The organism is Burkholderia sp. GW821-FHT14F03 (assembly GCF_058803765.1).
The window spans coordinates 38,813-58,184 of record NZ_JBXAPG010000047.1 but is presented as its reverse complement, the minus strand read 5'-3'; the positions used below and the strand labels follow the sequence as shown (position 1 = coordinate 58,184).

Below are 19,372 nucleotides of genomic sequence, written 5' to 3'. Positions count from 1 at the left end.
GGCCGGCGTCGCCGCCGGGGCCGCCGCCGTTTCGCCGGCCGGGTTCGCCGCGGCCGCCGCCGCGCCGCCCGAGCCGCCGCGGAAATCGGTCACGTACCAGCCCGAGCCCTTCAATTGGAACCCGGCGGCCGTGACCTGCTTGCGAAAACTGTCCTTCCCGCACTCCGGGCACTGCGACAGCGGCGCATCGCTCAGCTTCTGGAGCACATCCTTCGCGTGACCGCACGCTTCGCATCGATAGGCGTAGATCGGCATGATATTTTTCCCGCGGAAAACGATAAACGGCTTGCAAAACCTTGAATTATAGCCGAAAGGCGCGCCCGCCCCTCACTACGACCGGCGCCAGGTCTGCCAGCGCTCGCGGCCCGCGAATACCGGCAAGGACGACGCGACCGGCGCGTCGTCGATCAGTTCGAAATACGGCCCGAGCAGCGCATCGAGCGCCGCGCGCTCGATGCCGAACGGCGGCCCCTTCGGCGTCTCGCCGATGAAGAAGTAGCCGGCCAGCAGGCCGCCCTTCGGCAGCAGCGCCGCCATCCGCGTCGCATACGCGGGCCACAGCGTGCGCGGGATCGCGCACAGGAAGGCCCGCTCGTAGATCCACTCCGGCGTGAACGGCGGCGTATAGGTGAAGAAATCGGCCTGCTCGACCAGGAGCGCATGCGGGCCGAGCTGCGCGCGCGCCGCGCTCACCGCCTGCGCCGCGAAATCGATCGCGCGCACCGGCCAGCCCGCGCGCGCGAGCCACAGCGCCTCGTACGCGCTGCCGCAACCGGGAATCAGCACCGGGCGCGGCGCATGCGCCGAAGCGAACGCGACGAACTCGGGCGGCGCGCCCGCCTGATCCCAGGGCGTCACGCCCCGCTCGAACCGCTCGTCCCAGAATGCCGCGTCGGCCGGGTTGCGCGATGCGAAATCGGCGCCGCTCGGGCCCGCGTCAGGGTGGGGAGGCTTCACTGCGCGCATCGTTCCGTGCTCCAGGTGCGGCGCCGCGCGCCGGCGTGTTGTGGCGGCGCTCAGCCGCCGTACGCGAGGACGATCAGGATCCGGGTCATCACCGCGCCGACGCCCATTGCGAGCCCAAACACCAACAGCGCCTGCAACAGCCGGTTGGTGCGCTTCTGTTCGAGCAGGATCTGCCGCATCATCTCGTCGCTCGCCACGCGCGGCGCCGCATGGCGTTCCGCGAGCACGTGGTGGATCAGCCGCGGCAGCTGGGGCAGCGTCTTGCTCCATTGCGGCGCCTCGACCTTGAAACGCTCGTACCAGCCGCGCAGGCCGATCTGCTCGGTCATCCAGCGTTCGAGATACGGCTTCGCGGTTTTCCACAGGTCCAGTTCGGGGTCGAGCGAACGGCCGAGGCCCTCGACGTTCAGCATGGTCTTCTGCAGCAGCACCAGCTGCGGCTGGATCTCGACGTTGAAGCGGCGCGAGGTGGAGAACAGCCGCATCAGCACCTGGCCGAGCGAGATGTCCTTGAGCGCGCGGTCGAAGTACGGCTCGCAGACCGCGCGGATCGCGCTCTCCAGCTCCTCGACCCGCGTATCGGACGGCACCCAGCCGGATTCGAGGTGTAGCGTGGCGACCCGGTGGTAGTCGCGCTTGAAGAACGCGAGGAAATTCTGCGCGAGGTAGTTCTTGTCGAAGTCGGACAGCGCGCCGACGATGCCGAAGTCGAGCGCGATGTAACGGCCGAAGTTCTTCGGGTCGAGGCTGACCTGGATGTTGCCCGGGTGCATGTCCGCGTGGAAGAAGCCGTCGCGGAACACCTGCGTGAAGAAGATCTCGACGCCTTCGCGCGCGAGCTTCGGGATATCGACGCCCGCCGCGCGCAGCGTATCGATCTGGCTGATCGGCACGCCCGACATGCGCTCCATCACGAGCACGCTCGAGGTCGAATAGTCCCAGAACATCTCGGGCACGAGCAGCAGATCGACGCCCGCGAAGTTGCGGCGCAGCTGGCTGCCGTTGGCGGCCTCGCGCATCAGGTCCAGCTCGTCGTGCAGGTACTTGTCGAACTCGGCGACCACCTCGCGCGGCTTCAGGCGACGGCCGTCCGGCCACAGCCGCTCGGTCCAGGTGGCGATGTCGCGCAACAGCGCGAGGTCGGAATCGATCACGGGCAGCATGTTCGGCCGCAGCACCTTGATCGCGACCGCGCGGCCCGCGTGCGTGCCCTCGCGGAACTTGGCGAAGTGCACCTGCGCGATCGACGCGCTCGCGACCGGATCGCGCTCGAATTCGTCGAACACCACGTCGACCTGCGCGCCGAGCGACTTCTCGATCAGCGCGATCGCGACCGCCGACTCGAACGGCGGCACCTGATCCTGCAGCTTCGCGAGTTCGTTCGCGAAATCGACGGGCAGCAGGTCGCGCCGCGTCGACAGCACCTGGCCGAACTTCACGAAGATCGGGCCCAGGCTTTCGAGCGCCCGGCGCAGCCGCACCGCGGGTGGATCGGAAAAGCGCCGGCCGATCGTCGTGATGCGCAGCAGCAGCTTCACGCGCCGGTCGTCGACGCGCGACAACATCACCTCGTCCAGGCCGAAACGGATAACGGTATAGACAATCTTGATGAAACGGAAAATGCGCATGCGTGACGGCCCTCAGTGCGCGCTGCGCGGGCTGCCGCCCGCGCGCGCGCCAATGCTTTGTTCTAGTCGCTCGACCCGCTTCTCGACCCGCGCGAGCGCATCGCGCGCGCGCGCCAGTTCCGCGCCGACATCGGCGAGCGCGGCGCGCCGCACCACCTGGGGATTCTCATCGAGCCAGTACTCGGTCAGCGAGCCCAGCAGGTTGCGGCCGGTGCGCCGCGCATGCTCGCCCGTCGTACGCACGAGCGCGGCGATCCGATGCGCCGGCGCGTCGCCGATCAGGCGCGCCAGATCCTCCTCCGGCTCCCAGCGCAGATGCTCGGCGAGCTTCGCGATCTGCGTGGCGAATTCGGCGTCGCCCTCGATCTTCACGTGCTTCATCAGCGCCGCCTGGCCGCCCTGCGCGAACGCAGCCGCCGCGTCGAGCGGCGAGCGCCCCGCCGCGCCGAGTGCGATCGAGACGTCGCAGCCGCGCGCGTCGTGTTCGTCGACCGCGGCCAGACAGCCGTCCGGCTGCACCGCGAGCAGCAGCGTCACGGGCGGCACGTCGAGCCGGGCGAGCTTGCCGGCGTAGGGAGTCAGGCGGTCGCGCGCCCAGGATTCGCGGGCGAGCAGGTGATTGACGGCAGCGACAAAAGGCTTGGCGGCAAAGGTCATCGGACAGGGAAAGAAAAACCCGCGCAGGCGGGACGCCTGCGCGGGTTTCTATTGTAACGTCGGTTCGGTCCCGCCCTCTTGCCGCGTGACAGGAAACCGATTTCGGTCAGTGCGTGTTGACCTGCTGGATGCCCGCGAGCAGCCAGCCCTGGCCGTCCGCCTTCGACAGGTTCCAGATTTCCTCGAACGGCTCGGCCGACGCGCCGGCCGCCTCGCGGATCAGCCCCGAGAAGCGCACGCTCGCGAGCGACTCGGCGCCGCGCTCCTCGACCGCCAGCAGCTCGGCGTCGAGCTGCGCGACGTCGGTCTGGTTGGCGCCCGCGCCGCGCGAGGCGAGGTCGACCTTCACTTCCGCGAACATCTCCGGCGTCGTGAATTCACGGATATCGGCCATGTTGCCTTCGTCCCAGGCAGCCTGCAGGCGCACGAAGTAGACCTTCGCGTTGCGCAGGAACGCCTCGGTGTCGAAGCCGGCCGGCACCGCCACGGCGGCCGCGGCCGCCGCGACCGGCGCCGCGCCGCCGCCGAACACGCGCTGCGCCTCGCCGGCGTAGCTGCTGCCCGAGCCCGCGTAGCCCTGATTCTGGTTCTGGCTGAAGCCGGTGTCGAAGCCACCCTGGTTCAGCGACGGCTGGCTGCCGCCCGTCGCGTACGCCGGTTCCTGCGAACGACGACGATTCATGAACTTGCGGATCAGCCAGATGCCGACCATCGCGAGCAGCGCGATCACGATGACGTTCGCCATCATGCTCGCGAACGCCCCGCCCAGACCGAAGTGCGACAGCAGCGCGGCGATGCCGAGGCCGGCCGCGAGACCGGCGATCGGCCCGAGCCAGCGCGAGCGGTTCGGCTGCGCGGCCGGCGTCGGCTGCGCGCCGGGCGCGCGCTGCGCCTGCGACGGCGCGGCCTGCTGCATCGGCTGCTGCGCGGGCGGGGTCGCCTGGCGCTGCTGCAGCGACTGCGACTGGCGGCCGACGCTGCGGCCGCCGCCCATGCGCTTCGCCTCGGCGTCGAGCGACGCGAACGTACCGGCCGTGAGCAGGCCGACCATCAGGAGCGTGCCGATCCGTTTCGCCCACGGCTTCGGCTGCTTGCTGCGGTTAAACAATGAACGGGAATCAGACATCTCCATCTCCAGAATGTAAGACAAATGTATGGAAAGAACCCCTTAGTACTTGGTTCCGAGGTGTAACGCTACCACGCCACCTGACAAATTGTAATATTTGACGGCGTCGAGACCAGCGAGTTCCATCATCGTCTTCAGCGTGTCCTGATCGGGGTGCATCCGGATGGATTCAGCAAGATACCGGTAACTTTCAGCATCTTTCGCGAACTTGTCGCCAAGCCACGGTAATACTTTGAAAGAATAGAGATCGTAGGCTTTCTTCAGCGGCGACCACACCTTCGAGAACTCGAGCACCATCACGCGGCCGCCCGGCTTCGTCACGCGGCGCATCTCGGCCAGCGCCAGATCCTTGTGGGTCATGTTGCGCAGCCCGAACGCGACCGTCACGAGGTCGAAGTGGTTGTCCGGAAAGGGAATTTTCTCCGCGTCGCACAGGAGCGAGGGGGTCACGACGCCGCCGTCGAGCAACCGGTCGCGGCCGACCCGCAGCATCGATTCGTTGATGTCGGTATGCCAGACCTCGCCCGTCGGGCCGGCCGCCTTCGCGAACGAACGGGTCAGGTCGCCCGTGCCGGCCGCGAGGTCGAGCACCTTGAAGCCGGGCCGCACGTTCGCCTGCGCGATCGTGAACGCCTTCCACGCCCGATGCATGCCGGCCGACATCAGGTCGTTCATCAGGTCGTAGTTGCTCGCGACCGAGTGGAACACCCCCGCCACCTTCTTCGCTTTCTCGGATTCCTCGACGGTTTCGAAGCCGAAGTGGGTTTTGCTCATCGCGTAGATTCCTCTGGAAAAGACAGAACGGCGCCGCATCCGGCGCCGTTGCTCAGTGGCAGTGGCCTTGCGACCCCGAGGCCGCTGGCATCGGGGCGTCGCGTTCGACGCCCGCCGCCTTCAATTTATCGAAATACTCGCGCCATAGCGCGTCCTGGCGGGTCGCCAGCTCGTACAGCAGATCCCACGAGTAGATGCCGGTCGAATGGCCGTCGGAGAAGGTCGGCTGCAATGCGTAGTGGCCGACGCCCTCGAGCGCCGTGATCGACACCTCGCGCTTGCCGGTCTGCAGGGTTTCCTGCCCCGGCCCGTGGCCGCGCACTTCCGCCGACGGCGAATAGACGCGCATCAGCTCGAAGGGAATCCGGTAGCTCTCGCCGTTCGGGTACTGCAGTTCGAGCACGCGCGACACCGCGTGCACGACGACGCCGGACGGAATCGGCGTCGTGGAAGTCAAGCCGCTCATGGCTCTCCCTGTTCGATGATCTGTTCGATTTCCTCGCGCACCGCGTTGTGCAGCAGCGTGGCCTGCGCGGCGCGCAGCCGCAGCAGCGCGTCCGACACCGAGCGCTGGCGAGGCGCCCAGACCGGCTGCGGAAAGTGCGCGTCGTTGGAGAAGCGCGGGATCACGTGCCAGTGCACGTGCGGCACCTGGTTGCCGAGGCTCGCGAGGTTCACCTTGGCGGGCTGCATCACGCGCCGCACCGCCCGCTCGACCGCGCACACGATCCGCATCAGGTACACGCGCTCCGCCTCGCTCAGGTCGGAGAATTCGGCGACGTGCGCATGCCAGATCACCCGGCAGAAGCCCGGGTAATCGGTCTCGCCGGTCGCCAGAACGACGCGCAGCGCGTCATCCTTCCACAGCAGTTCGCCGCCGTCCTCGCGGCAGAAGATGCAATCCATCGTCGCTTCCTTACGGGTGGAATTACGGGTGGAATGTTCGTGACATTACACCAGTACGCGCTCGATCCCGCCATTATTCGCGCGAGCGACATAGTCGGCCATCCAGTTCTCGCCGAGTACATTGCGCGCGATCTCGACCACGATGTAGTCGGCCGAGATGTCGGCGTCCTCGTTGTAGCGCGACAGGCCCTGCAGGCAGGACGGGCAGCTGGTCAGGATCTTCACGTCGGCAGCGGCGGCCGGCGGCGCGCCGTCGGCCGCCACGACCGGGATGTTGCGCAGCTTGGCCGCGCCCTTGCGCAGCTCCTCTTCCTTGCGGAAGCGCACCTGCGTCGACACGTCCGGGCGCGTGACCGCGAGCGTGCCCGATTCGCCGCAGCAGCGATCGTTCTTCTCGATCCGGTAGCCGTCCTTCTCCGCGCCCATCAGCTCGTTGACCAGCGTGACCGGGTCCATCGTCTTGATCGGCGTATGGCACGGGTCGTGGTACATGTAGCGCACGCCCGCCACGCCGTCGAGCTTGATGCCCTTCTCGAGCAGGAACTCGTGGATGTCGATGATCCGGCAGCCCGGGAAGATCTTGTCGAATTCGTACCCGGCGAGCTGGTCGTAGCAGGTGCCGCACGACACCACGACGGTCTTGATGTCGAGGTAGTTGAGCGTCGTCGCGACCCGGTGGAACAGCACCCGGTTGTCGGTGACGATCTTCTCCGCCTTGTCGTACTGGCCCGCGCCGCGCTGCGGATAGCCGCAGCACAGGTAGCCCGGCGGCAGCACCGTCTGCACCCCGGCTTCCCACAGCATCGCCTGGGTCGCGAGCCCGACCTGCGAGAACAGGCGCTCGGAGCCGCAGCCCGGGAAGTAGAACACCGCCTCCGAATCGACCGAGGTCGTCTTCGGATCGCGGATGATCGGCACGATCTTGTTGTCCTCGATGTCGAGCAGCGCGCGCGCCGTCTTCTTCGGCAGGTTGCCCGGCATCTTCTTGTTGACGAAGTGGATCACCTGTTCGACCACGGGCGGCTTGCCGGTGGTCGCGGGCGGATGCGCTGTCTGCTTCTTCACCACCTTCTTGAGCACGTCGTTGGCGAAGCGCTGCGCCTTGTAGCCCACCCCCATCATCACGCTGCGCGCGGCATTGATGGTCTGCGGATTGGTCGCGTTCAGGAAGAACATCCCCGCCGCCTGGCCCGGGTTGAACTTCTTCTTGCCCATCTTGCGCAGCAGGTTGCGCATGTTCATCGTCACGTCGCCGAAGTCGATCTTCACCGGGCACGGCGTCTCGCACTTGTGGCACACCGTGCAGTGGTCGGCGACGTCGTTGAACTCGTCCCAGTGCTTGATCGACACGCCGCGCCGGGTCTGTTCCTCGTACAGGAACGCCTCGACCAGCAGCGAGGTCGCGAGGATCTTGTTGCGCGGGCTGTACAGCAGGTTCGCGCGCGGCACGTGGGTCGCGCACACCGGCTTGCACTTGCCGCAGCGCAGGCAGTCCTTCACCGAGCTGGCGATCGCGCCGATGTCGGACTGCTGCATGATCAGCGATTCGTAGCCCATCAGCCCGAAGGACGGCGTGTACGCGTTGCGCAGGTCCGCGCCCGCGAGCAGCTTGCCCTTGTTGAAGCGCCCTTCCGGATCGACGCGCTGCTTGTAGGCGCGGAATTCGCCGATCTCGTCCTCGGTCAGGAACTCGAGCTTCGTGATGCCGATGCCGTGCTCGCCCGAGATCACGCCGTCGAGCGAGCGCGCGAGCTTCATGATGCGCGCGACCGCGGTATGGGCGTCCTGCAGCATCTCGTAGTTGTCGGAGTTGACGGGCAGGTTGGTGTGCACGTTGCCGTCGCCCGCGTGCATGTGCAGCGCGACGAACACGCGGCCGCGCAGCACCTGCTTGTGGACGCCCTGCGCCTCGTCGAGGATCTGCTTGAACGCGCCGCCGTTGAAGATCGCGCGCAGCTCCGCGCGGATCTCCTGCTTCCACGACACCCGCACGGTGCGGTCCTGAACGATGTGGAACACGGTTGCATCCGGCTGCGCGTCGACGCGGTCGGCGAGCTTTTCGGCGAGCGCCTCGTAGCCGAGCTGCACGAGGTAGTGCTGCGCCTCGCGCAGCGACAGGTCGAGCTTGTCGCGCAGGAAGATCCAGCGCGCGCGCACCCGCTTGAGCAGCGCGAGCGCCTGCTGCACGCGGTCCTCCAGCAGTTCCGCGCTCGGGATCTCGTTGGCGTCGTCGCTCTTGCCGAGCGGCAGCTTGCCCGTCGAGAAGAACGCCTCGAGCGCGTCGACCAGCTGCAGCTTGTTCTTGATCGACAGCTCGATGTTGATGCGCTCGATGCCGTCGGTGTACTCGCCCATCCGGTCGAGCGGGATCACCACGTCCTCGTTGATCTTGAACGCGTTGGTGTGCTTCGCGATCGCCGCGGTGCGGCTGCGGTCGAGCCAGAAGCGCTTGCGCGCCTCCGCGCTGACCGCGACGAAGCCCTCGCCGCTCTTGCCGTTCGCCATCCGGATCACTTCCGAGGTCGCGGTCGCGACCGCGTCCGCGTCGTCGCCGACGATGTCGCCGATCAGCACCATCTTCGGGAAGGCGTTGCGCTTGCTCTTGGTCGCGTAGCCGACCGCGCGCAGATAGCGCTCGTCGAGGTGCTCGAGGCCCGCGAGGATCGCGCCGCCCTGTTTCGAGGTCTCGAACAGGTAGTCCTTGATCTCGACGATGCTCGGAATCGCCTCGCGCGCCTGGCCGAAGAATTCGAGGCACACGGTGCGGGTATGCGCGGGCATCTTGTGCAGCACCCAGCGCGCGGACGTGATGAGCCCGTCGCAGCCTTCCTTCTGCACGCCCGGCAGGCCCGCGAGGAACTTGTCGGTGACGTCCTTGCCCAGCCCTTCCTTGCGGAAACGGCGGCCCTCGATATCGAGCGTCTCGGTGCGCAGCAGCTTCTCGCCCGGCGCGCGCGCGCCGTCGAACCACTTCAGTTCGAAGCGCGCGACCGCGATGTCGTGGATCTTGCCGAGGTTGTGCTCGATCCGCGTGACCTCCAGCCAGTTGCCGTCCGGATCGACCATCCGCCACCACGCCAGATTGTCGAGCGCGGTGCCCCACAGCACGGCCTTCTTGCCGCCCGCGTTCATCGCGACGTTGCCGCCGATGCAGGATGCGTCGAGCGAGGTCGGATCGACCGCGAACACGTAGCCGGCCGCCTCGGCCGCCTCGGTCACGCGGCGCGTGACCACGCCCGCGCCGGAGAAGATCGTCGGCACCTTGTGCGCGACGCCCGGCAGCTCGGTCAGCTCGACCGCGCCGAGCTGTTCGAGCTTCTCGGTGTTGACCACCGCGGAAAACGGCGTGAGCGGCACCGCGCCGCCCGTATAGCCGGTGCCGCCGCCGCGCGGGATCACCGTCAGGCCCAGCTCGAAGCAGGTCTTCACGAGCGCCGCGATCTCGGCCTCGCTGTCCGGCGTCAGCACGACGAACGGATACTCGACGCGCCAGTCGGTCGCGTCGGTCACATGCGACACGCGCGAGAGGCCGTCGAAGCGGATGTTGTCCTTTTGCGTGCAGCGGCCGAGCGCCTTCGTCGCGCGCCGGCGCAACTCGGCCATCTTCTCGAATTCGTGCGCGAAGGTGTCGACCGCGCGATGCGCGGCCGCGGCCAGCATCTCGACGCGCGCCGCGCGCTCGCGGCCGGCGTCGTCGCGGTGCGCGGTGAGGTCGGCGCTGCGGCGCTTCTCGATCTCGGACAGGCGGTGGTTCAGCGCCTCGATCAGCAACGCGCGGCGCTTCGGATTGTCGAGCAGGTCGTCCTGCAGGTAGGGATTGCGACGCACCACCCAGATGTCGCCGAGCACTTCGTACAGCATCCGCGCCGAGCGGCCGGTGCGGCGTTCGGCGCGCAGCTCGTCGAGCACGGCCCAGGCTTCGTCGCCGAGCAGGCGGATCACGATCTCGCGATCGGAGAACGACGTGTAGTTATACGGGATCTCGCGCAGGCGGGGCGCGGGGTCGGCGGCGACGGCAGCGGCCGCGCCGTGCGGGTCGAAAACTTGCGGTGCGTTCATGTTCGGACGATTCGAAGCGCCGTCCACGCCGTCACGACGTGAGACCGGCAAGCGCGAGGTGCGCAATCTTGGGGAAATCTTCTGTTACCAGGCGCGTGGCTTTGCATGGGACCCGAGCCGGCGCGACGGCGCCCGACTGCGAATCGATCATCACGCCCTGGCGGCGCTCGGAGCCATCAACACGATCGCGCGCAACGCGCGTGCCGTTCCGCCGCAGGACATGCTGCGCGCGGCGACGGCTTCAAACTGGCGATCCGGGGCGGCCTTTGCATCTTCCGATCCTTGATTCAAAAAGGGATTCTAACCCATGATCGCCCATCCCGTGAGGGGCCGGACCGGACCCGGGACCGGACCCGGGACCGGCTCCGGCGGGCCTCGCGGCGCGGCGCGCGCGGCCTTTCACCATCCGTCCGGTCGGTAACCATCCGGTTAAGCCCGAAACGACGAGGGTTGGCGCTATCATTGCCGTTTTACCGTTCGCTTACCGCTTCCGTCCCGCGTTCTCTCATGGCTTCCCACGATTATCTGAAGAAAATCCTGACCGCACGCGTCTACGACGTCGCGGTAGAGACCGAACTCGAACTCGCGCGCAACCTGTCCGCGCGGCTCGGCAACCCGGTCTACCTGAAGCGCGAGGACAACCAGCCGGTGTTCTCGTTCAAGCTGCGCGGCGCGTACAACAAGATGGCGCACATTCCCGCCGACGCGCTCGCGCGCGGCGTGATCACCGCCTCGGCCGGCAATCACGCGCAGGGCGTGGCGTTCTCGGCCGCGCGGCTCGGCGTCAAGGCGGTGATCGTGGTGCCCGTGACCACCCCGCAGGTCAAGGTCGACGCGGTGCGCGCGCACGGCGGCCCGACGGTCGAGGTGATCCAGGCGGGCGAGTCGTACAGCGATGCCTATGCGCATGCGCTCGAGGTGCAGCGCGCGCGCGACCTGACCTTCGTGCACCCGTTCGACGATCCGTACGTAATCGCCGGCCAGGGCACGATCGCGATGGAAATCCTGCGCCAGCATCAGGGCCCGATCCACGCGATCTTCGTGCCGATCGGCGGCGGCGGCCTCGCCGCGGGCGTGGCCGCGTACGTGAAGGCGGTGCGCCCGGAAATCCGCGTGATCGGCGTGCAGACCGACGACTCCTGCGCGATGGCGCAGTCGCTGAAAGCCGGCGCGCGCGTCGCGCTCACCGAGGTCGGGCTGTTCTCCGACGGCACCGCGGTCAAGCTGGTCGGCGAGGAAACCTTTCGATTGTGCGACGCGTATCTTGACGATGTCGTGACGGTCGATACCGACGCGCTGTGCGCCGCGATCAAGGACGTATTCCAGGACACCCGCAGCGTGCTGGAGCCCGCCGGCTCGCTCGCGGTCGCGGGCGCGAAGCGCTACGCGGAGCGCGAGGGAATCGAGGGCCAGACGCTCGTCGCGGTCACCTCGGGCGCGAACATGAATTTCGACCGGATGCGCTTCGTCGCGGAGCGCGCCGAGGTCGGCGAGGCACGCGAGGCGGTGTTCGCAGTGACGATCCCCGAGGAGCGCGGCAGTTTCCGGCGCTTCTGCGCGCTGGTCGGCGACCGCAACGTGACCGAGTTCAACTACCGCATCGCCGATGCGCGGGCGGCCCACATCTTCGTCGGCGTGCAGATCCGCCGGCGCGACGAACCGGCCGAGATCGCGGCCAACTTCGAGGCGCACGGCTTCACCACCGTCGACCTGTCGGGCGACGAGCTGTCGAAGCAGCACGTGCGCTACATGGTCGGCGGCCGCTCGCCGCTCGCGCGCGACGAGCGGCTGTTCCGCTTCGAATTCCCGGAACGGCCGGGCGCGCTGATGAAATTCCTGTCGTCGATGGCCCCCGACTGGAACATCAGCCTGTTCCACTATCGCAACCAGGGCGCCGACTACAGCTCGATCCTGGTCGGGCTGCAGGTGCCGCAGGCCGATCATGCGGAGTTCGACCGCTTCCTCGCCGCGCTCGGCTACCCGTACTGGGAAGAAAGCGGCAATCCGGCGTATCGTCTATTCCTTTCCTGACTTCAGACCGCACCATGCATCCCGAACATTCCCCACTCGGCAAGGACACCGTCTACTCGGACCGCTACGATGCGGCGCTGCTGTTCCCGATCCCGCGCGCGGGATCGCGCGAGCAGATCGGCATCGGCGCGCAGCTGCCGTTCTTCGGCACCGACATCTGGAACGCCTACGAGCTGTCCTGGCTCAACGCGCGCGGCAAGCCGCAGGTCGCGGTCGCGACCTTCTTCGTGCCGGCCGAATCGCCGAACATCGTCGAATCGAAATCGTTCAAGCTGTACCTGGGTTCGTTCGCGCAGACCGTGTTCGAGTCGCTCGACGCGGTGCGCGACACGCTCAAGCGCGACGTCTCCGCCAGCTGCGGCGCGAGCGTGGCCGTGCAGCTCACGGCGGCCGCCGACTTCCGCAAGCTGAAGATGGAGGAGTTGGACGGGCTGTCGCTCGACCGGCTCGATCTCGATGCGGAGGTCTACCATCCGGATCCGTCGCTGCTGTCGGCGGCGCACGACGAGGCGCCCGTCGAGGAAACCCTGGTGTCGGACCTGCTGAAGTCGAACTGCCCGGTCACGGGCCAGCCGGACTGGGGCAGCGTGCAGATCCACTATGTCGGCCCGCCGATCGACCACGCCGGGCTGCTGCGCTACATCATCTCGTTTCGCAGCCACACGGGCTTCCATGAGCAGTGCGTCGAGCGGATCTTCGCCGACGTGCTGCGCGCGTGCAAGCCGGTCAAGCTCGCGGTGTATGCGCGATACACGCGGCGCGGCGGGCTCGACATCAACCCGTTCCGCACCAACTACAACCAGCCGATGCCGGACAACGCGCGCACGGCGCGGCAGTAAGCAGCGTAAAAACGGACGCCAACGATGCGCGCCGCCGGGCGGAAAGGTCCGACAAGCCGCGCATGGTTAGCATCGAGTTTCCGGTAGTGAATCAAGGAGTTTCACGTAACGCGTCGATCGCGCAATGCAAAAAGAAAACGCCGAACCATCGATCAGTCGGTCGTCGGACCATCCATCGGCCCGTTCGCTCCGGATCATGTCGGCCGATGCCATCTAGAACGCCTCGGCGGTAATCTCCAGACGCTTTCCGAGCGCAGCAAACGCCGCCTCCAGCGTGTCGATCTTCGTCACGTGCGACAGATCCATGATCCTTTGAACCTCCTGACGCCGGATCCCCATCCGCTTGGCCAGTTCGAACGGCCGCACGCTTTGATCCACCATCGCATTCAGAAGCAGAACCTTGGCGGACACGCTCGCGGGCAACTCCACGAACGCCTCGCCACGTCTTGCGCCGGAGGGAGGGGGAACCACCCGCTCATCTTCGATGTAGAAGTCCATCGCGGTCAGCAGCGCGTCCTCCGCCATGACCCACGCCTCCTCCTTCGTGGCGCCGGAGGTAATGGCTTCAGGAATATCTCGAAACGTTACGACGTATCCCTCTCCGTCCCGCTCCAGTTTGGCCGGATAACGCAACATAGGAATCTCCTTCTACTCATCAAGCACGATTGCATGAAGTCGTGCGCATCAAGCAATCAGTGTGGCCGGTGCGACCGAAACCCCTTGGGGCTTCCTCCTCACGCCAATCCCAGTTGCTTGCAAATTGCCCTCCTCAAGCCCTCCCCTATCTCTCCGGAGTGCCTCGGAAGCGTCGTCTGCCGGCCATTCAGGTACACCTTCGCATGCTTCGCCCCCTCCTCGAAGGTGGCGCCCCGATCGACCAACCATCGCCTGAATTCGCTGAATTTCACTCGGCCTCCCGCTTCTGCCTGCCCGCGCCTCCGCTCGCCTCGTGATTCAGATGCCACGCACCCGAGAAGAGTAAACAATTTTGTTTACTTCAACAAGGCCCCGGAAAACATTTTTGCCGACGCCGAAGCACAGTGCCGGCCAACGATCGGCCGACTCGACAGACGCGCATGACACGTGTCGGCGCGATCCCTCCCGCCGTGGCTGAACGACGCACACCGAAAGGGAGCCCTCACGGGCCGCGCATCGGGGAAAGGACGAGATTGAAATGGGACGCGCTTCGGAAAGCGCCGCGCAGGATCGTCGACGCACGACTGCGACGGCGCGCCGGCAAGAGCAGGTGCGCGATCCGCGCCTGCCGATTCCTCGGCACGCCAGCCGCCAACAGCGGCGCGCAGAGATTTCCATCGAGCGGGATCGGGCGATCCCGCCATGTCAGGACGCCCGTTCAGCGCCTGAATACAACGACACACTTGCGCGGCCCCGCTCGCGGCGCCGCGCGATCCGGCCGCTTACGCGCCCGGCTTCTTGTACGCGATGCAGTCGACCTCGACCTTGCAGTCGATCACCATGCTCGACTGCACACAGGCGCGCGCCGGCGGATGCTCGCCGAAGTACGACAGGAACACCTTGTTGAACGACGCGAAATCGCGCGCGTCGTCGAGCCACACGCCGCAGCGCACGACGTGTTCGAGCCCGTAGCCCGCTTCCTTCAGGATCGCGATCACGTTCTCGATCGTCTGCTTCGACTGCGTGACGATGCCGCCCTCGACGACCTCGCCGTTCACCATCGGCGTCTGACCCGACACGTACAGCCAGCCGTCGGCCTCGACCGCCCGCGCAAACGGCATCACCTGACCGCCCGTCCCCTTCGCATCACCCACACCATAACGCTTCATCGATTCACTCCTGTTCGGTTTCGATGCATGACGGCGCGCCCGCGCGCGCCGGATTGAGATTGGAATTGACGCCGCGCGCCGCCGGACTCAAAACGCGTCCGCCGCCCGCGCGCCGCGCGCGACGAAATGGCCCGCGCGCTCGCCCGTCGGCATGCCGTCGCGATACGACAGCACGCCGTTCACCCATACCGCGTCGATCCCGCGCGCCGGCTGCTGCGGCCGGTCAAAGGTCGCGGCATCGAGCACCCGCGCCGGATCGAACAGCACCAGGTCGGCGTGGTAGCCGATCCGCACCTCGCCGCGCTTTTCCAGACCGAAGCGGCGCGCCGACAGCGAGGTCATCTTGCGCACGGCTTCTTCCAGCGGCAGCAGGCCGCTGTCGCGCGCATAGTGGCCGAGCACGCGCGGGAACGCGCCCCACAGCCGCGGATGCGGCAGCGGATCGTTGGGCAGCCCGTCCGAGCCGACCATCGTCGCCGGATGCGAGAGGATCCGCCGCACGTCGTCCTCGGACATGTTGTGATACACCGCGCCCGCCGGCTGCAGCCGGCGCGCGGCGTCCTGCTCGCTCACGCCCCATTCCGCCGCGATCGTGCTGATCAGCTTGCCCGCCATCTCCGGATGCGGCTCCGACCAGGTGATCGTGATGTCGATGTCGCCCGTCACCTGCTTGAGGTCGAGCGTCGACGAGCTGCGGCTGTACGGATAGCAGTCGCAGCCGATCGGCTGCAGCCGCCGCGCGCCGTCGAGCGACGCGAGCACTTCCGCGCTGCGCCCCCAGTTCGACGGCCCCGCGCATTTCAGGTGCGAGATCACGACCGGCACGCGTGCATGGCGGCCGACCCGGTAGGCCTCGTCCATCGCCTCGAGGATCGCGTCGAACTCGGTGCGCATGTGCGTCGTATACAGCGCGCCCGCCCACGCGAGCGGCTCCGCGAGCGCCATCACTTCCTCGGTGGGCGCCGCGAACGCGGAGCCGTAGGCGAGCCCCGAGCTGAGGCCGAGCGCGCCGTGCGCGAGCGCCTCTTCGAGCTGCGCGCGCATCGCGGCGATCTCCTCGCCGGTGGCCGCGCGATCGAGCCGGTCCATCTGGTTGCTGCGCAGCGCGGTATGACCGACCAGCGCCGCCACGTTCACCGCCGGACGCGCCTGGTTGACCGCGTCCACGTAGGCGGCGAAGCTCGGGTAGCAAAACGCGTCGCGCTCGCCGAGCAGGTTCATCGGATCGGGCGGATCGCCCGCCAGCGTGACGGGCGACGCGCTGATCCCGCAGTTGCCGACGATCACCGTCGTCACGCCCTGCGAGATCTTCGGCAGCATCTGCGGCGCGCGGATCACGTGCGTGTCGTCGTGCGTGTGCACGTCGACGAAGCCGGGCGCGAGCGCGCGCCCCTCGGCGTCGATCACCGTCTCCGCGAGCCAGTTCGACAGATTGCCGATCGCCGCGACATGACCGTCGCGCAGCGCGACGTCGCGCTCGACGGGCGGCGCGCCCGTACCGTCGTACAGCTGGGCGCCGACGATCAGCGTGTCGGCGGCTTCGGGATGCGAATGCATGTCAATCTCCCAAGGGTTGGCGGTCTCCGCCGCCGCGATAGGCATCGAGCGCCAGCTTGACGCGGCGCAGCCGCTCGCGGCACGCGTCGCCGAGCAGCAGCGCGACCTCGGTGACGAGCACGTCGAGCGCCATCATCATCACGTAGCGCGACGTCGACGGTTTGAAAATGAAATCGGTCTCGTACGCGACCACCGGGATCAGGTGATCCGCGAGCTGCGCGAGCGGCGAGGCGGGCGCGGTGATCGCGATCAGCGTCGCGCCGTAGCGCTTCGCGAGCGCGCAGCTGTCGAGCAGCTCCGGCACGCGGCCGGTCGCGGACAGCGCGACGATCACGCAGTCCTTCGTCACCGTGCTCGCCACCATCCGCTGCAGCAGGCCGTCCTGGTAGCTCGCGACCGGGCAGCCGAAACGCACGAGCCGGAAGCGCAGCTCGTCGGCGAGCGCGGTCGAACCGCCGCCCTGCCCGTACACGTAGATCATGCGCGCGGCCGCCAGCGCCTGCGCCGCGGCGTCGAAGCCGGTCTGCCGCAGCAGTTGCTGGTTGTGCGCGAGCGCGACCTGCACGTCGTCGAACACCCGTGCGACGGGGCTCGCCTCGCCGCTTGCCGGATCCTCCGCGGGCACGAGGAAGCGCTGCCCGACGGCCGCCGCCTGCGCGAGCCGCAGCTTCAGCTCGCGCACGTCGCGGCAGCCGACCGCCTTCGCGAAACGGGTCACCGTCGCGACGCTGACATCGGCCTGACCCGCGAGCGCGTTGATACTGGCGTGAGCGGCGCGCGCGAGGTCGTCGAGGATGAAGCCGGCGACCTTGCGCTCGGCGTCGCGCAGCTCCGGCGCGCACTCGGCGATCCGGGCGACGATGTCGAAGGCGGGCGGTTCGGCGAACGAATTCATGTGAATAAACGAGGGATGCGGATGCTGTTAGTAAATAACATTGCGGTGCCGATGCTACTTTCTGTACTATCGCCAAGTCAACTTCCAAGCGATATACATGGATGATGGAGCGAGATGACATGAAAGTTACAAACTATCAAGACGCGACGATCGCGCCGTTCAGCAAGGGCCTCGGCAACCTCCCCAGCGCGAGCGTGCCGCTCGCGGACGCGAGCCGGCTCGAATGGAACCTGCTCGCCGAGGACGTGAGCCTGCCCACCGCCGTGCTGTACGCGGACCGGGTCGAGCACAACCTGCAATGGATGCAGGCGTTCGTCGCCGAGTACGGCGTGAAGCTCGCGCCGCACGGCAAGACCACGATGGCGCCGCAGCTGTTCCGCCGCCAGCTGGACGCGGGCGCGTGGGGCATCACGCTGGCGACCGCGCACCAGGTGCAGGCCGCGTACCACGGCGGCGTGAGCCGCGTGCTGCTTGCCAACCAGCTGGTCGGCAAGCGCAACATGACGATGATCGCGGAGCTGTTGAGCGACCCGAGCTTCGAGTTCTTCTGTCTCGTCGATTCGGTCGACGGCGTCGAGCAGCTGGGCGCGTTCTTCGGCGCCGCGGGCCGCACGCTCGACGTGCTGCTCGAGCTGGGCGTGCCGGGCGGACGCACCGGCGTGCGCGACGACGCGCAGCGCGACGCGGTGCTGGCCGCCGTCGAGCGTCACCCGGGCGTGCTGCGGCTCGCCGGCATCGAGCTGTACGAAGGGGTGCTGAAGGAGGAAACCGAGGTGCGCACGTTCCTGCAGCGCGCGGTCAAGCTCGCGCGCGAGCTGGCCGCCGCCGGGCGCTTCGCGCGCGGGCCGGCGCTGCTGTCGGGCGCGGGCTCCGCGTGGTACGACGTGGTCGCCGACGAATTCGCGCAGGCGCAGTCGGAAGGCGTGATCGACGTCGTGCTGCGGCCGGGCTGCTACCTGACGCACGACGTCGGCATCTACAAGCAGGCGCAGAACGACATCTTCGCGCGCAATCCGGTCGCGAAGAAGATGGGCGAAGGGCTGCTGCCCGCGCTGCAGCTGTGGGCCTACGTGCAGTCGATCCCGGAGCCGGGCCGCGCGATCATCGCGCTCGGCAAGCGCGACGCGGCGTTCGACGCGGGCTTCCCCGAGCCCGCCCGCCATTTCCGGCCCGTCGCCGCATCGGGCGCCGAGGCGACGTCGGACGAGGATGAAGCGTCGGGCGCCGCTGCGTCGGGCGCCGCGCCGCGCCTGCTGGGCGCCGACGAAGGCTGGAAGGTCACCGGCATGATGGACCAGCACGCTTACCTGCAAGTCCCGGCCGATGCGGACCTGAAAGTCGGCGACATGGTCGCGTTCGACATCTCGCACCCGTGTCTGACCTTCGACAAATGGCGTCAGCTGCTGGTGCTCGACCCGCAGTACCGCGTCACGGAAGTCATCGAAACCTTCTTCTGAGCCGTCGCGCGCCCGCCGCCGCCCGAGCGGGCGGCGCGCACGGCGCGCGCGGAGTACACTGCGTGGCGCCCACCCGTCAGGAGAACGCCATGCCCGCCAAGAAGATCCTGTTTCTGACCGGCGATTTCGCCGAAGACTACGAAACCATGGTGCCGTTCCAGGCACTGCAGGCGATCGGCCATCAGGTCGACGCCGTGTGTCCCGGCAAGCGCGCCGGCGACAAGATCAAGACCGCGATCCACGATTTCGAAGGCGACCAGACCTACACCGAGAAGCCTGGCCATCAGTTCACGCTGAACGCGAGCTTCGACGGCGTCGACGCCGCGCGCTACGACGCGCTCGCGATCGCGGGCGGCCGCGCGCCCGAGTATCTGCGGCTCGATCCACAGGTGATCGCGCTGGTGCGCGCGTTCGCCGCCGCGGGCAAGCCGATCGCGGCGATCTGCCACGCGGCGCAGCTGCTTGCCGCGGCCGAGGTGATCCGCGGCAAGCGCATCTCCGCCTATCCGGCCTGCGCGCCCGAAGTGCGGCTCGCGGGCGGCGAGTACGTCGACCTCAAGGTCGACGAGGCCGTCACCGATGCGCCGTTCGTCACCGCGCCCGCCTGGCCCGCGCACCCCGCATGGCTCGCGCAGTTCCTCGTGCTGCTCGGCACGCGCATCGAACTGTAGG

At 67.7% G+C, this 19,372-nt stretch carries 19 protein-coding genes and 1 pseudogene; 5 read left to right on the top strand and 15 right to left on the bottom strand.

Features of this window, described 5'->3' with window-relative positions; genetic code table 11:
• The 9 genes from AC1RQF_RS26755 to AC1RQF_RS26715 all read right to left on the bottom strand — a co-directional run.
• Positions 1 to 255: FmdB family zinc ribbon protein (locus AC1RQF_RS26755; RefSeq protein WP_492873320.1), on the bottom strand; the 255-nt coding region annotated here is incomplete at its 3' end.
• A gap of 75 nt (positions 256 to 330) precedes the next feature.
• Complete coding sequence (locus AC1RQF_RS26750) at positions 331 to 957, bottom strand: class I SAM-dependent methyltransferase (RefSeq protein ID WP_492873319.1); 627 nt, start codon at positions 955 to 957, stop codon at positions 331 to 333.
• Positions 958 to 1,016: 59 nt separating this feature from the next.
• Positions 1,017 to 2,594 carry a ubiquinone biosynthesis regulatory protein kinase UbiB gene (gene ubiB, locus AC1RQF_RS26745; protein WP_492873318.1) on the bottom strand — a complete coding sequence of 526 codons (1,578 nt, stop codon included), beginning with the start codon at positions 2,592 to 2,594 and terminating at the stop codon, positions 1,017 to 1,019.
• 12 nt (positions 2,595 to 2,606) lie between these two features.
• On the bottom strand, positions 2,607 to 3,251 hold the full coding sequence (locus AC1RQF_RS26740) for a ubiquinone biosynthesis accessory factor UbiJ (RefSeq protein WP_273999083.1): 645 nt from the start codon (positions 3,249 to 3,251) through the stop codon (positions 2,607 to 2,609).
• A gap of 106 nt (positions 3,252 to 3,357) precedes the next feature.
• Positions 3,358 to 4,377, bottom strand: coding sequence for a Tim44 domain-containing protein (locus tag AC1RQF_RS26735; protein WP_273999084.1), 1,020 nt, complete (start codon positions 4,375 to 4,377; stop codon positions 3,358 to 3,360).
• A gap of 42 nt (positions 4,378 to 4,419) precedes the next feature.
• Positions 4,420 to 5,151 carry a bifunctional demethylmenaquinone methyltransferase/2-methoxy-6-polyprenyl-1,4-benzoquinol methylase UbiE gene (gene ubiE, locus AC1RQF_RS26730; protein ID WP_492873317.1) on the bottom strand — a complete coding sequence of 244 codons (732 nt, stop codon included), beginning with the start codon at positions 5,149 to 5,151 and terminating at the stop codon, positions 4,420 to 4,422.
• 52 nt (positions 5,152 to 5,203) lie between these two features.
• A complete protein-coding gene (locus AC1RQF_RS26725; RefSeq protein ID WP_252982323.1) occupies positions 5,204 to 5,617 on the bottom strand; it encodes a gamma-butyrobetaine hydroxylase family protein in 414 nt (137 codons plus the stop codon).
• A complete protein-coding gene (locus tag AC1RQF_RS26720; protein WP_252982324.1) occupies positions 5,614 to 6,057 on the bottom strand; it encodes an HIT family protein in 444 nt (147 codons plus the stop codon). Before AC1RQF_RS26720 ends, AC1RQF_RS26725 begins: the two co-directional genes overlap by 4 nt.
• A 45-nt stretch (positions 6,058 to 6,102) precedes the next feature.
• Positions 6,103 to 10,116 carry an FAD/FMN-binding oxidoreductase gene (locus AC1RQF_RS26715; RefSeq protein WP_273999089.1) on the bottom strand — a complete coding sequence of 1,338 codons (4,014 nt, stop codon included), beginning with the start codon at positions 10,114 to 10,116 and terminating at the stop codon, positions 6,103 to 6,105.
• Between AC1RQF_RS26715 and AC1RQF_RS26710 the strand changes: the two genes are divergently transcribed.
• Entirely contained in the window at positions 10,115 to 10,402 is a 288-nt protein-coding gene (locus AC1RQF_RS26710; RefSeq protein ID WP_252982326.1) for a hypothetical protein, read from the top strand. The two genes, AC1RQF_RS26715 and AC1RQF_RS26710, sit on opposite strands and share 2 nt — an antisense overlap.
• Before the next feature lie 112 nt (positions 10,403 to 10,514).
• On the opposite strand, the pseudogene AC1RQF_RS26705 reads toward AC1RQF_RS26710, so the two are convergent.
• Positions 10,515 to 10,586, bottom strand: a pseudogene (locus AC1RQF_RS26705) (DNA methyltransferase); the annotation flags it as partial.
• A 37-nt stretch (positions 10,587 to 10,623) separates the two neighbouring features.
• Between AC1RQF_RS26705 and ilvA the strand changes: the two are divergent.
• Positions 10,624 to 12,147, top strand: a complete 1,524-nt coding sequence (ilvA, locus tag AC1RQF_RS26700) for a threonine ammonia-lyase, biosynthetic (RefSeq protein WP_273999090.1) — start codon at positions 10,624 to 10,626, stop codon at positions 12,145 to 12,147.
• 14 nt (positions 12,148 to 12,161) lie between these two features.
• On the top strand, positions 12,162 to 12,986 hold the full coding sequence (queF, locus tag AC1RQF_RS26695; protein ID WP_273999091.1) for an NADPH-dependent 7-cyano-7-deazaguanine reductase QueF: 825 nt from the start codon (positions 12,162 to 12,164) through the stop codon (positions 12,984 to 12,986).
• Positions 12,987 to 13,199: 213 nt separating this feature from the next.
• Here the strand turns inward: queF and AC1RQF_RS26690 are convergent, their stop codons facing one another.
• The 5 genes from AC1RQF_RS26690 to AC1RQF_RS26670 all read right to left on the bottom strand — a co-directional run bounded on the left by AC1RQF_RS26690 (position 13,200) and on the right by AC1RQF_RS26670 (position 17,243).
• The gene (locus AC1RQF_RS26690) at positions 13,200 to 13,622 is read right to left on the bottom strand and encodes a type II toxin-antitoxin system HicB family antitoxin (protein ID WP_492873316.1); all 423 of its coding nucleotides are present in this window, start codon (positions 13,620 to 13,622) and stop codon (positions 13,200 to 13,202) included.
• A gap of 98 nt (positions 13,623 to 13,720) precedes the next feature.
• Positions 13,721 to 13,894 carry a type II toxin-antitoxin system HicA family toxin gene (locus tag AC1RQF_RS26685; RefSeq protein ID WP_273999093.1) on the bottom strand — a complete coding sequence of 58 codons (174 nt, stop codon included), beginning with the start codon at positions 13,892 to 13,894 and terminating at the stop codon, positions 13,721 to 13,723.
• A 510-nt stretch (positions 13,895 to 14,404) separates the two neighbouring features.
• Entirely contained in the window at positions 14,405 to 14,791 is a 387-nt protein-coding gene (locus AC1RQF_RS26680) for a RidA family protein (protein ID WP_273999095.1), read from the bottom strand.
• Between the two features lie 87 nt (positions 14,792 to 14,878).
• The gene (locus AC1RQF_RS26675) at positions 14,879 to 16,348 is read right to left on the bottom strand and encodes an N-acyl-D-amino-acid deacylase family protein (RefSeq protein WP_273999096.1); all 1,470 of its coding nucleotides are present in this window, start codon (positions 16,346 to 16,348) and stop codon (positions 14,879 to 14,881) included.
• A 1-nt stretch (position 16,349) separates the two neighbouring features.
• Positions 16,350 to 17,243: a MurR/RpiR family transcriptional regulator gene (locus AC1RQF_RS26670; protein WP_273999097.1), complete on the bottom strand. Its 894-nt coding sequence runs from the start codon at positions 17,241 to 17,243 to the stop codon at positions 16,350 to 16,352.
• Between the two features lie 119 nt (positions 17,244 to 17,362).
• On the opposite strand from AC1RQF_RS26670, the gene AC1RQF_RS26665 reads away from it, so the two are divergent.
• Positions 17,363 to 18,700 (top strand): amino acid deaminase, encoded by a 1,338-nt coding sequence (locus AC1RQF_RS26665; protein WP_492873315.1) that lies wholly within the window; start codon positions 17,363 to 17,365, stop codon positions 18,698 to 18,700.
• Positions 18,701 to 18,789: 89 nt separating this feature from the next.
• Entirely contained in the window at positions 18,790 to 19,371 is a 582-nt protein-coding gene (locus AC1RQF_RS26660) for a DJ-1/PfpI family protein (protein ID WP_273999100.1), read from the top strand.
• Position 19,372 lies beyond the last annotated feature (1 nt).

What these genes read in the sequence shown, in the direction of transcription:
- ilvA (WP_273999090.1), top strand. Translation starts at nt 10,624, where the DNA reads ATGGCTTCCCACGATTATCTGAAGAAAATCCTGACCGCACGCGTCTAC.
- ubiB (WP_492873318.1), bottom strand. Translation starts at nt 2,594, where the DNA reads ATGCGCATTTTCCGTTTCATCAAGATTGTCTATACCGTTATCCGTTTC.
- AC1RQF_RS26740 (WP_273999083.1), bottom strand. Translation starts at nt 3,251, where the DNA reads ATGACCTTTGCCGCCAAGCCTTTTGTCGCTGCCGTCAATCACCTGCTC.
- ubiE (WP_492873317.1), bottom strand. Translation starts at nt 5,151, where the DNA reads ATGAGCAAAACCCACTTCGGCTTCGAAACCGTCGAGGAATCCGAGAAA.
- AC1RQF_RS26680 (WP_273999095.1), bottom strand. Translation starts at nt 14,791, where the DNA reads ATGAAGCGTTATGGTGTGGGTGATGCGAAGGGGACGGGCGGTCAGGTG.
- queF (WP_273999091.1), top strand. Translation starts at nt 12,162, where the DNA reads ATGCATCCCGAACATTCCCCACTCGGCAAGGACACCGTCTACTCGGAC.
- AC1RQF_RS26715 (WP_273999089.1), bottom strand. Translation starts at nt 10,116, where the DNA reads ATGAACGCACCGCAAGTTTTCGACCCGCACGGCGCGGCCGCTGCCGTC.
- AC1RQF_RS26670 (WP_273999097.1), bottom strand. Translation starts at nt 17,243, where the DNA reads ATGAATTCGTTCGCCGAACCGCCCGCCTTCGACATCGTCGCCCGGATC.
- AC1RQF_RS26720 (WP_252982324.1), bottom strand. Translation starts at nt 6,057, where the DNA reads ATGGATTGCATCTTCTGCCGCGAGGACGGCGGCGAACTGCTGTGGAAG.
- AC1RQF_RS26665 (WP_492873315.1), top strand. Translation starts at nt 17,363, where the DNA reads ATGAAAGTTACAAACTATCAAGACGCGACGATCGCGCCGTTCAGCAAG.
- AC1RQF_RS26725 (WP_252982323.1), bottom strand. Translation starts at nt 5,617, where the DNA reads ATGAGCGGCTTGACTTCCACGACGCCGATTCCGTCCGGCGTCGTCGTG.
- AC1RQF_RS26675 (WP_273999096.1), bottom strand. Translation starts at nt 16,348, where the DNA reads ATGCATTCGCATCCCGAAGCCGCCGACACGCTGATCGTCGGCGCCCAG.
- AC1RQF_RS26710 (WP_252982326.1), top strand. Translation starts at nt 10,115, where the DNA reads ATGTTCGGACGATTCGAAGCGCCGTCCACGCCGTCACGACGTGAGACC.
- AC1RQF_RS26690 (WP_492873316.1), bottom strand. Translation starts at nt 13,622, where the DNA reads ATGTTGCGTTATCCGGCCAAACTGGAGCGGGACGGAGAGGGATACGTC.
- AC1RQF_RS26660 (WP_273999100.1), top strand. Translation starts at nt 18,790, where the DNA reads ATGCCCGCCAAGAAGATCCTGTTTCTGACCGGCGATTTCGCCGAAGAC.
- AC1RQF_RS26735 (WP_273999084.1), bottom strand. Translation starts at nt 4,377, where the DNA reads ATGTCTGATTCCCGTTCATTGTTTAACCGCAGCAAGCAGCCGAAGCCG.